General features: G+C 33.4%; 10 protein-coding genes and 2 pseudogenes. 1 reads left to right on the top strand and 11 read right to left on the bottom strand.

Features of this window, described 5'->3' with window-relative positions:
• Positions 1 to 165: 165 nt before the first annotated feature.
• From I6E15_RS09445 to mobC, 8 genes and pseudogenes are all read right to left on the bottom strand, one after another.
• Positions 166 to 423 (bottom strand): annotated as a pseudogene (locus I6E15_RS09445) (hypothetical protein); the annotation flags it as partial.
• A 38-nt stretch (positions 424 to 461) separates the two neighbouring features.
• Entirely contained in the window at positions 462 to 1,034 is a 573-nt protein-coding gene (locus I6E15_RS09450) for a hypothetical protein (RefSeq protein ID WP_002801799.1), read from the bottom strand.
• 549 nt (positions 1,035 to 1,583) lie between these two features.
• Complete coding sequence (locus tag I6E15_RS09455; protein ID WP_002779755.1) at positions 1,584 to 1,757, bottom strand: cysteine-rich KTR domain-containing protein; 174 nt, start codon at positions 1,755 to 1,757, stop codon at positions 1,584 to 1,586.
• A 51-nt stretch (positions 1,758 to 1,808) separates the two neighbouring features.
• Positions 1,809 to 3,728, bottom strand: a complete 1,920-nt coding sequence (gene tet(O), locus I6E15_RS09460; RefSeq protein ID WP_235247536.1) for a tetracycline resistance ribosomal protection protein Tet(O) — start codon at positions 3,726 to 3,728, stop codon at positions 1,809 to 1,811.
• A gap of 366 nt (positions 3,729 to 4,094) precedes the next feature.
• A pseudogene (locus I6E15_RS10320) lies at positions 4,095 to 4,289 on the bottom strand (TnpV protein); the annotation flags it as partial.
• 170 nt (positions 4,290 to 4,459) lie between these two features.
• A complete protein-coding gene (locus I6E15_RS09470) occupies positions 4,460 to 4,972 on the bottom strand; it encodes a hypothetical protein (protein WP_235247537.1) in 513 nt (170 codons plus the stop codon).
• An 11-nt stretch (positions 4,973 to 4,983) separates the two neighbouring features.
• Positions 4,984 to 5,916, bottom strand: coding sequence for a relaxase/mobilization nuclease domain-containing protein (locus tag I6E15_RS09475; protein WP_235247538.1), 933 nt, complete (start codon positions 5,914 to 5,916; stop codon positions 4,984 to 4,986).
• A complete protein-coding gene (gene mobC, locus I6E15_RS09480) occupies positions 5,895 to 6,185 on the bottom strand; it encodes a plasmid mobilization relaxosome protein MobC (RefSeq protein WP_235247539.1) in 291 nt (96 codons plus the stop codon). Before mobC ends, I6E15_RS09475 begins: the two co-directional genes overlap by 22 nt.
• Positions 6,186 to 6,476: 291 nt before the next feature.
• On the opposite strand from mobC, the gene I6E15_RS09485 reads away from it, so the two are divergent.
• Entirely contained in the window at positions 6,477 to 6,752 is a 276-nt protein-coding gene (locus tag I6E15_RS09485; RefSeq protein ID WP_235247540.1) for a hypothetical protein, read from the top strand.
• Between the two features lie 146 nt (positions 6,753 to 6,898).
• On the opposite strand, the gene I6E15_RS09490 is transcribed toward I6E15_RS09485, so the two are convergent.
• The 3 genes from I6E15_RS09490 to I6E15_RS09500 all read right to left on the bottom strand — a co-directional run bounded on the left by I6E15_RS09490 (position 6,899) and on the right by I6E15_RS09500 (position 10,430).
• Positions 6,899 to 8,506, bottom strand: coding sequence for a hypothetical protein (locus tag I6E15_RS09490; RefSeq protein WP_235247541.1), 1,608 nt, complete (start codon positions 8,504 to 8,506; stop codon positions 6,899 to 6,901).
• A 390-nt stretch (positions 8,507 to 8,896) separates the two neighbouring features.
• The gene (locus tag I6E15_RS09495; protein WP_235247542.1) at positions 8,897 to 9,400 is read right to left on the bottom strand and encodes a type II toxin-antitoxin system PemK/MazF family toxin; all 504 of its coding nucleotides are present in this window, start codon (positions 9,398 to 9,400) and stop codon (positions 8,897 to 8,899) included.
• Positions 9,401 to 9,656: 256 nt separating this feature from the next.
• Positions 9,657 to 10,430, bottom strand: a complete 774-nt coding sequence (locus I6E15_RS09500) for a hypothetical protein (protein ID WP_235247543.1) — start codon at positions 10,428 to 10,430, stop codon at positions 9,657 to 9,659.
• Positions 10,431 to 10,638: the final 208 nt, after the last annotated feature.

Below are 10,638 nucleotides of genomic sequence, written 5' to 3' on the forward strand. Positions count from 1 at the left end.
ATAGCTCCTCACTTTAGAGTAGAGGCTCACTCGTTTTTATAGCTCCTCACTTCAGAGTAGAGGCTCACTCGTTTTTATAATTTTTAATTTGCTAGTAGAACTTGTTTTTAAGGTTGTCTGTCAACCATATCCCTAGATAGTTTTTTATGGTGTCTATCCACCCCCAAAGCGTTCCAGTTCTAATTTCTCACCGTTGAATTTTCCATAGTTTCCCCATTTGCTCTGCAACATAACGCAGGTACAATCAAAATCCACACCTTCGATTGTGATGTTTCCCTCGACCTGTTCAAAAGGTTCTGTAAGTTTTTCATATCCGTCCTCGAATTCAAGGACTATTGTTTTATCTTGAATTATAATCTTTTTGACCCGCATATCATGCAGACTATATGGAATGGGCGGATTGTGTTTATATTCTGTCCTCATGAGACCTCCCCGTCAAATTCTAATTTATCGATTTCTTTTTACTTACTAATCATACCATACAACAGCATAAGAAACACTAAAATATTGCAGACCATACCGCCCCAAAACAGGTACAACTTCAAGCCCTCATATCTAAAAAAACTGTTCTTACTTTCCTCAAGCTCCCGGATCTTCTGCTTCATCACGCTCGTAAGTGTATCAGACTGCTTCTCAAGAAGCTTTGTAGCCCTCTGTATAGCCTCTATATTCGCCTGTAACGCCTTTCTAACCTCTTGGACGGTGTTTTCCTTAACCTCATCTTTCAGGCTCCCAATCTCGCCCGATATAGCGTCTTGAAGCAATTCGTTGCTGTTCTTCAGCAGCTCTACGCTCTGCTTCAGCTCGCTGATGAGCTTCCTGTTCTGCTCTGCGTCTCTCTGCCTGTTCTGCTCTGCCCTCACTTGTTCTTGATTTGACTGCTTCATCAATTCCTCGCAGTTCTCGCTCGACATCGCCAACGCTTCTTTGAGCAGACTGTTTTCCAGCTCTGTCCGGCTCTGTCGGTTTAACTCTTGAAGCTGCTCTCTTGGACTGCTCTGCTTCTGCTGTTCGTGCATTTCTCTCAAACTCATGCTCCATACTCTCCTTTCCAAAATCCATATTGTAGTATTTTTCCAGCTTGTTATCCCTGATTTTACAAGCCTTTTCTCCTGCCTGTTCCCTGGCTAAGTCGGTATATGTGATGTACTTGTGGCTGTCCTGCCAGTCCACCCCGTACCCTCTTTCATTCATCAGCCGGATAAAGGTTTCCCGGCTGGTCGCTGTTTCCTTACAATCCAGCACCGCAAGGGCAATATCCTGCACATAGCTTTTGACCTTTCCCTGCTCTGCCTGTTTCAAAAGCTGGTAGGTGTCTTTGCTCCATGCCACCGTTTCTTCCCGGACTTCTCCAGCAAATGTCTTTCCTTTCTCCGGCACATGCAAGCCCTGTTCCCAGCTCTGCTCGTTGCACCGTTCCTTTAAGTCTTTAAGGTCGTGCTTACTCAGAGGGTAATTTAGGGTATAACAAAATAACCCACCCGAATATCGTTTTTTTTATTTGGTGAGTTTGTTCTTTCAAATACGAAACAAAAAGAGCCGATGATTCGTGAATTGTTCCACAATTTCATCGGCTCTGCGTCTTAAGCGTCTGGCTCTTTGATGACAGTTATCTTCAAGTTGTCAACTTTAATCAATCTTTCTTGTCTGCATTTTGGACAATAAAGGGGATAATTCTCCAAAACAGTGTCCTTCCTAATTTTATTACGGGTTTTGCTCCCACAAACAGGACACAATATCCATTCGCATTTCATCATAATTAGTCTCTAATCCTTTCAAATCTCATTTTATATGACTTTTGCAAGCTGTTAAGCTAACTTGTGGAACATATGCCGAACCTTATCTATACGGCTATTCGGGCGGCGGGGTTGGCAAATAAATTTACCAATAGCTGGCTGGTATCCTTTTAACTCTGTCAAGCAGACTCCCTGCCCATTTGTGAAATAAGTTAAATCGTTCCTGTATTCTTGAATACATCTAGCAGGGATTTCTCCTTTCAGAATGACCTCGTCATTCTTTATCTGAGTACTTACAATATCTGCACAATACCTTGGAGCATCATGATACGCCCGTGAGAGATATTCCTGCGGTGCATAAATTTCAAAGTGGAGATATGGCTCTAATAGTTCTGTCCCTGCTTTTTTTAAAGCCTGCTCCAATACGATAGGGGAAAGTAGCCGAAAGTCTACGGGGGTACTTACAGGACTATAATACAATCCATATTCAAAACAGATTTTACAGTCTGTCACTTTCCATCCATACAGCCCCTGCTCGCAGCCATAAAGAACCCCCTCCATAACCGCATTTTGGAACGATTGATTTAAATATCCAAGTGAAACTCTGCTTTCATACTGCACTCCGCTTCCAATAGGGAGCGGCTCTATGGACAACCCGACAGAAGCCCAGAAAGGATTTGGCGGGACTTCTATGTGGATGGTATATTCTGCTTTTCTAAGCGGTCTTTCCATATATATAACAGTAGGCTCTTTTATTTCTGCCTCCACATGATATTTTTCCTCAAGGATGGCACAAATGACTTCCATCTGCAAATTCCCCAAAAAAGAAAGTATAATCTCATGCGTTGTAGTATCCACATAATATTTTAAAAGAGGGTCGCAATCTGAAATTTCTGTAAGTGCCCCAAGCAATATTTCCCGCTGTTCAGATTTCTTTACTGCAATCGTTGTTTGGAGCATAGGGAGAGGATTTTCAATAAATTTTCTCTGCGGCAACAGTATTTCGTTCCCCAAAATACTGTTTAGCTGCAAAACATCATTTGGTAAAATTACAATATCACCAGAGCAGGCTGTATCGGATGAATATAATTCACCGTTTGTCGGAACATACATCTCTGTGATTTTTATTTTCTCTTTTTCAGATATTCTAATAACATCCCTCAAATGCAATGTTCCGCTATATATACGCACATAAACAAAACGCCGCCTTTTCTCTGAATATTCAATCTTAAAAACCTGCCCGCATAGTTCAGATTGACCTTCAGGCGTTGATGAATAAAATTTACTGGCAATTACTTCTATAAGCTGCCGAATCCCCAGATTGTTTTTAGCGCTTCCGTGATAAACGGGAAATAACGTTCCGTTTTGGAATCTCCTGTTTTCTTCCTGTTCCAGTTCTGACATTTTAAACAGTTTCCCTGACATATATTTCTCTAATAGTTCATCGTTTCCCATAATTACCGTATCCCACTGTTCCATATCGTCATTGTCTGTTACATTTATATGGGGATGCTGCCCAACCTTTTGCTTCACTATAATTTCCGAAGAAAGCTTTGCTTTCATTTCTCGATATACCATTGGCAAATCAATCCCCTCTTGGTCAATTTTATTGATGAAAAAAATTGTCGGAATCTTCATTGTCTGTAGTGCATGAAACAGTATACGGGTCTGTGCCTGTATGCCATCCTTTGCAGAAACTAATAATACTGCTCCGTCTAATACGGATAAAGAACGGTATACTTCCGCCAAAAAATCCATATGGCCTGGCGTATCTATAATGTTGACTTTTACATCCTCCCACTGAAAAGATGTCACTGCTGTCTGGATAGTGATTCCCCTTTGACGCTCCAAATTCATTGTATCTGTCCTTGTTGTGCCTTTATCTACGCTCCCTGGTTCTGCAATTGCACCACTGGTATACAATAAACTCTCCGTTAATGTTGTCTTTCCTGCGTCAACGTGAGCCAGAATGCCTAAGTTAATTATTTTCATGTGATTTTCCTCCTATCAACACCCAAAAAAGGGCATAAAAATACCCAGTGATAAATACTCCTATCACTGGGTAAATAACTCCAATAGCCCCAAAACACTTATATGTTTTCGGGCATATAAAATTACATGATAAAAGTATTCTTAAACTGGGTACAAAAAACTAAGCCCCATATTAAAAGTGAAACGGGACTGCTACTTTTTGTTCCCACTATCAAATTGACAGTTTATTTAAGAATACCTTGCTGCATATTTATTAACTCCTTGTATAATACTGAATCTAATTATACTCCTTAACCCTTTATTTGTCAAGCTGACAAACTAAAGCAGAAAAAGCGGCAGGATTTCCCCCTGCCACTAATCATCTGTTTATGCAAAAATAATTTCCTTTTCCACAATCTCCCTCGCACAAGCCCTTATGTTATTGAGGCATCCTGTCCATTCTAAGGCGTTTTCTGCCTTTAGCTGTTCCGTTATGCCCTGTGCCTGTTTCATACCCTCTATGAGCCTTTCAAAGCGTTCCTGTGCCTGTCTGTTGATGTCGGCAAGGTAGGCGTTTAGCCTTAATTGATATTCATGGAAGCCATCTCTAAAATCTACACCAAAAATATTCATAAAATCTTTTTCAAATGTTTGGGCGTCTTGCCTTTCATCTCCATCTGTTTTTTTCCAAGTATTTTGAAAGGCTATTGCCCTTGTTTCTATCTCTGTCCAAGTCAGCATAAAAACTCCCCCTATTTTTTATTATTTTTCTTTGCTTCTTCTATTTTTTCTTTTATCCATTTATTATCGCCAAAATATTTAGTTTTATTCTCTTTATTATACCAATTTTTATCGTCTAATAACTCCATTCTATAAATTAAATCTATTCTATCATTTAAAAATTCATTTTGCTGTTGGAATTTTTTCCCAAATGATATATACATATATGTTATTATGGTTAAAGCTATTAAAAAACTTCCTAAAGGAATATAAAGAAGCCATAATTTCCAACTGTTAAATATCTTTGTCATAAGGTCATTTATGGCATTACTAATAGCTTTTCCATCAATGGTTTCATATTCTTCTTTTATCTTCTTAATTTCACTTGATATTGTCGTTAAAGTTGGGTCTAAATTTTCTATCTTTGATATAGCTTTTTGAATTTCTTCTAATCTCTCTGATGTAAGCTTTAATTCAGTTAATGTTTTCTCTATTTCTTTTGCTTCATTTTTTAAGTCATTTGCTCTGTCAAATATATTTGCCATGTAGTCCTCCTTTATATTTCCATTCCATCATTACTTTTACTTCTTTCTTTAAAACTTTTTTCCCATACATTTTCTTTTGATTTTTCTTTTATTTTTTCTATATCTTTTTGCTTTTCTAAATTTTTGAAATGTTCTCTCAATTTTTCTGTATCAAGAGCAGGGTGATATATTTGTTCTTTTAAACTTTCTAATCTGAATGTTGGCTTCTTACCTGTTCTATGTTCTTCATCAACTGTTAAAGTAATATATTTTCTATATTTTATAGAGCCATCTTCTTTAACTGTTTCTCCCCAATTAATTTCTACTCCTTTTTCTTTTAAAATTCTAGTAAAATCTTCTTTATTTTTTGCTTCTTCTCCTGCTTGAATATAAGCTAAAACAGCAGTAACTATATCACATGGTTTTTCTCCGTTTAAAGCTTTCTCTATTGCTTCTCTTGTATTTCTTGATTTTGCTACTACTTCTCCTATCTCTGGAACTTTATCTGTTTTTACCACAAGTTCTAGTCCATATTCTTGAGCTAATTCATCTGCTCTTTCTCTCCATTTTTCAAACTGTTCTTTCTCATAATAAAACTTCTCTCCATTCTCAAAATTTACAGAGTTTACTACGATATGATTATGAGTATGTGCTTTATCTGTATGTTGAGCTATAAAAACTTGATTTTCAGGAAAAAATTCTTTACATAATTTTACAGTCATTTCTAAAGCTTTATCATTATCTATTTCATTGGGCTTAAAACTATGTGTAAAATGCTTATATTGTCTATCATCTAATTTGTTATAAAATTCTTTAATATCTTGAAAGTCTTTAAAGGCTTCTTTATAGTTATCTGAACACAGTATTCCTACTGTCTGATTTGCTTTTCTTCCTACATAGTCTAAAACACCTTTACTTCCACCAACTTTTTTACTTGATTTATCTATTGCTTTAAAGATTGCCATAGTTCATCAAGCTCCCTTTGAATTTCTCTAAAATCAGATATAGTTTTACTATTACATTTTCTAGCTATTTGATTAAGGCTATTTCCAATACCTATTTTTAATCTATAAATAGCCTTTAAATTCTCGTTTAGTTCTTGAATATCTCCTAGCATATTTCTTCTTATTAAAATTCTTACAAATTCGTTCTTTGTTACTCCATATAATTTAGCTTGAGTTTCAAGCAAATTATAATCTTCTTCATCTAGTCTTAACGATAAATTTTTCTTCATAAAATTTATACCTCCTTTTTCTGCTTTTAGCAGGGGTTTTTAGGGGTAATGCAATACCCCTAAACGAGCGTCGTGACAGCAAAATGATTTATCATTTTGCCGTCAAAGACAGTGTGCTCGCTTCCTTAATTTTACTTAATATATATTAAGTATACCTCTTATTTTTTGACTTGTCAAAAAATAATGGTATACTTTCAAAAAATAACTAAATTAAGGAAGGACTAGAAATTGTGGCTAAAATATACTATAATAATATTACTATAAATAATCTTTTTACAGGAGGTTTTAACTATGGAAGAACTTAACCAAGTACAAGAAAATTTAGAAACTACTAAACCAAAGAAAAAAATCAAGACTTCTGAGGAAATTAAGCAGGAACTTATTAACAAGAAAAAAGAGATTGAAAAAAAACTAAAAGAAATTGAGTTAAAGGAAGCTGAAAAGAAGCTAAAACCTCTTTTTAATCTTTTCATAAAAAATGCACAAAAATTATCTGATGAAGATATAGCTAGAATGGTTGCTCATTATAAAATTAAATTTGCTGAAAAAAAAGAAGAAAATAAGTAAAAATTTATAAAATTTTTTGAAGCTCAAAAAAAATGACCTCGTAAAATCGTTTATAACGCATTTCTCGGGGTCATCTTGATGTTTTATACCTTTTATTTTTGAATCAAATTTAAGCTATTTAAAGGCTGTTTTAAGCATTTCCTTTTTTAAGATATTTTGAAGTTAGGTACAAAGTCATATTTTAAACAAATTTCTTTAATTTTTTTATTATCTTCTGCTTCTAAAATTTGACTACAAAATTCTTCGTGTTGTTGTTGGGATTTAAAACCGTGATTTTGTTTTATAATTAGCTGTTTTAATTCATCCAGAGTTAGCTTTTTTCTTAATGGATTTTCTTTCTCTATAATCTGTTGAATTTCCTCCCAGTATTTTTTGACTGTATTTTTAGACATTCCTGTATCTTTTACACACTGGTATTTTGTTGCTCTAGGATTAAATCTTAGGTAGTCTATAACTTCATCTTTTTTAGATTTTCTTCCATTTCCTATCTTATTCCAAGTAGTATTTTTATTAATAACATCTCTAATCATATTCATCATCTGAATATGAGCTTCTTGCTTTCTATAATTTCTCTTATTTGGAGGAATAGGTATACCTGTTACAATCTCTATATCTTTACGAGGAAAAGTCATATAACTTTCTTTATAGGCTTTTAGGGCATCTTCTATATCTTCTTCTGTAAAATGATTATCCTGATTTCCTGTCTTACTTTCCATCTCCTCTAAGAACGAATATGCGTCGGCTTTTACCTCCTCATAAGGTATATCACATTTTAGTCCATACATAGCAAGGCTCATTATACAAAAATACCTGTGTCCCTCAACTACTTTTTCATTATCTGTAATAGTTCTTTTCCACCAATCATATAAATCTCTTTTAATATGCCATTTTTTACGAGATTTATCGCCTTTTACTATCCGTCTTTCATACCAATCAGGGTACTTTTCTTTCGCTTCTTTTAAAGTTAATTTTTTCGGAACATAAAGAGCTTTATTTATAATGTCTATTTCTGTATCTACTAATTTTCTTCTTCCTGTTACCCATAAATTAAGTTTTTCAATGGTATAAAGCTCTGAATTTTCTAAATAAAAAGCTCTTACAACTTCTCCAAATTTTGTTTTTGTTTCAGGGATTCTAAATCCTTGAAAAATTCCTTGATATTGTCTTTTCTTGACGCTTGATGTATAGCCGTTCCAAACCAAGTCTATTAACCCATACTTAAATCTTTTTAAAAGGATTTTGATATTATCAAAAAGAGCTATAGGTTTTTCAAGAATATAATACAAATGCAGTCCATTTCCTGAGCTGACTATGATATTAGGTTTGGGCATAACCTCATTTTTATACTGATAAAAAATATCTTCTATTTGCTGCTTTCCTACTCCATCTAAATCAATGGCAAAAGCATATAAAAATCTTGAGTTTTTCGCCGTTCTGTTTCTCCCTATATAACTGATGGGGCTTGTGATGACAAACTCTCTATCTTTAATTTCTTCCAAAAAGTTCAAATCATTAAAAATCATAAAATGTCTTGCTCTATCTTTTAAAATTTCTGTAGCTATTCCGTGATATTTATGATTTTGATGTTCTTGAGAAGCTCCCTCACATTCCTCTAAAGGCATTTCATCATTTCTACTGTATATTAATTCAAAGAATTTATAGACATTAATTTCAGTATATTGAAAATAAGGATTGTATTTTAAATAACCATTTCTTAAATTATAAAGTTCTTTTTTCTTTTCTAAACCAGTCATAAAAGACCTCCAAATTATACTATAGAGCCGTTATATTATCAATGAATTTTTTGACCCTATTATATAAAAAATAAAAAGGACTGAAAATCCTCACCCAAATTATACTATAGAGCCGTTATATTATCAATGAATTTTTTGACCCTATTATATAAAAAATAAAAAGGACTGAAAATCCTCACCCAAATTATATGACAAAACAGAGAATGATGAGTTCTCCGTTTCTCTCACAGACGCAAAGTCCTTTTAATCATCTCACAGGTGCTAAGACCCAAATAGTAAAGGGAGTATAAATACTCCCTTTCTATAACTTAGTCGTAAAGACCATTTTACTTATGAACGTGAGCGTATAGCTCTTTTGTAATTAAATAATACCACATTTTTCTATGAAAATCAAGGATTTTTAAACAACAAAGAAGCTAAACCATTTTCTATAGCTTCCATTTGTTGAGCAGTTAATTTAACATTGACCATTTTTCCTTTTACTCTTGGCGTCATTAATCTTGACCTACTCACAGTTGTTATTTGATTAGGCAAAGCATAAGAAACTTTTTTTGTAGATAATTTAGGAATAATTCCTAAGTCTACCCTCGTAATCATTGACCCTTGTGGATTTTTTGAAGTAAAAGGAACTATGTTTGCTACTTTTCCTTGAACTGCTAATACCACACAATAATGTCTATCTCTTAGCTCTGAGCCTGTATTATATCCAAAATCAACAGAATATACATACCCTCTTTTTGCTTGAGCTAGTTCTAATTTTGGGTCTTGTAAAATCCTTTTATTATTTTTCAAGAAATTTACTAAAGATGTCGTCAGCAAAAGATAGTCATTCTCTTTCAAAATTTTTTTGATTTGTTTTAATGTTTTTCTAAAAATTCTATTAAATTTTTTCATCTCACTTCCTTTAGCTTCTCAGACCTTACAAAATCGTTTTTAAGGCGTTTTTTCCCTCTCAAGTAGGATTTATATCAAAAAATTATGAAAAGCCTTTATTTAACCTTTTAATCATTTTTGAAACTTTTAATTTTTTTATTTTTGGGCAAGAAAATCATTTCACAGAAAATATGTCTGTCAAGGTTGCGAAGCATTTATTTAACCTTGACTGACTAAGATTTTCTGTGATACAAAATTCTCTCCAAAAATAAAAATTTTACTCCTTAGTATATTTGTTTACAAATTCTAGTAAAGCAAAGTTTAAAATCTGAATTTTTGAATAATTTTTATGTTCATTACAGAATTTATTAAATTTATCTAGGACTTCCCTTGAAATTCTAAGAGATGTAGAGAAAGAACTCATTAATAAGATTTCGTTAGGTATTAATAAATCGTTCTCAGCTTTTCTACCAATGCTTATAAATTCATCTATATTATCCAAGAAATACAAGAATTTTTTTCCTAATTCTTCATTTTTTAGCCTTTCTGATATTACTAAACTTGTTTTGTTTGTAGTTTCCTGTAGGTCATCTGTGTTTTTTTCTTCTTTTTTATCTGTAGTTTCTTGTAGGTCGTTTGTAGCTTCCAAGATTTCAGGCTCTATTTTTTCTGTAGTTTCTTGTTGCTTAGTTGTAGTTTTTTCTTTTTCATCCGTAGCTTCTTGTAGGTCTTCTGTAGTTTCTCTCTCAACTGTTCCTTTTTTGTCTGTAGCTTCCTGTAGGTCGTTTGTAGCTTTAGGAGTTTCAACCTCTATTTCTTTTGTAGTTTCTTGTTGCTTAGTTGTAGTTTCTAACATTTCAAATTTTAATATTTTTAATTCTTTCTTTGTAAATGCTTTATAATTCTCTTGTAACCATTCCTCAAATTTTTTGTTAGTATAAAAAATTCTGTTCTCTTTTTTTCTAGTTACTATTTTTTCTACTGTTTCTTCTCCAAATTTTTTTATAGCTTCTTTTACTTGGATTACTTTTTCATCTACTACTTTTTTCATTTTCCCTCCTTTACTGATGTGGTTTTTTGTAGCCTATTTGTAGTTTTAATTAATTATACCTCTTTATCTCTTATTTTTCAAGCAAAAAAAAATACAAGGGACAATTTGACCCTTGTAAAATTTGATTTTATAGCTCCTCACTTTAGAGTAGAGGCTCACTCGTTTTTATAGCTCCTCACTTCAGAGTAGAGGCTCACTCGTTTTTATA

Source organism: Fusobacterium perfoetens (genome assembly GCF_021531475.1).
Classification (GTDB): Bacteria; Fusobacteriota; Fusobacteriia; order Fusobacteriales; family Fusobacteriaceae; genus Fusobacterium_B.

Coding starts and splice junctions, on each gene's coding strand:
- I6E15_RS09455 (WP_002779755.1), bottom strand. CDS start 1,757: ATGATGAAATGCGAATGGATATTGTGTCCTGTTTGTGGGAGCAAAACC.
- mobC (WP_235247539.1), bottom strand. CDS start 6,185: ATGAAGAAAAATTTATCGTTAAGACTAGATGAAGAAGATTATAATTTG.
- I6E15_RS09500 (WP_235247543.1), bottom strand. CDS start 10,430: ATGAAAAAAGTAGTAGATGAAAAAGTAATCCAAGTAAAAGAAGCTATA.
- I6E15_RS09490 (WP_235247541.1), bottom strand. CDS start 8,506: ATGACTGGTTTAGAAAAGAAAAAAGAACTTTATAATTTAAGAAATGGT.
- I6E15_RS09475 (WP_235247538.1), bottom strand. CDS start 5,916: ATGGCAATCTTTAAAGCAATAGATAAATCAAGTAAAAAAGTTGGTGGA.
- I6E15_RS09485 (WP_235247540.1), top strand. CDS start 6,477: ATGGAAGAACTTAACCAAGTACAAGAAAATTTAGAAACTACTAAACCA.
- I6E15_RS09495 (WP_235247542.1), bottom strand. CDS start 9,400: ATGAAAAAATTTAATAGAATTTTTAGAAAAACATTAAAACAAATCAAA.
- I6E15_RS09470 (WP_235247537.1), bottom strand. CDS start 4,972: ATGGCAAATATATTTGACAGAGCAAATGACTTAAAAAATGAAGCAAAA.
- I6E15_RS09450 (WP_002801799.1), bottom strand. CDS start 1,034: ATGAGTTTGAGAGAAATGCACGAACAGCAGAAGCAGAGCAGTCCAAGA.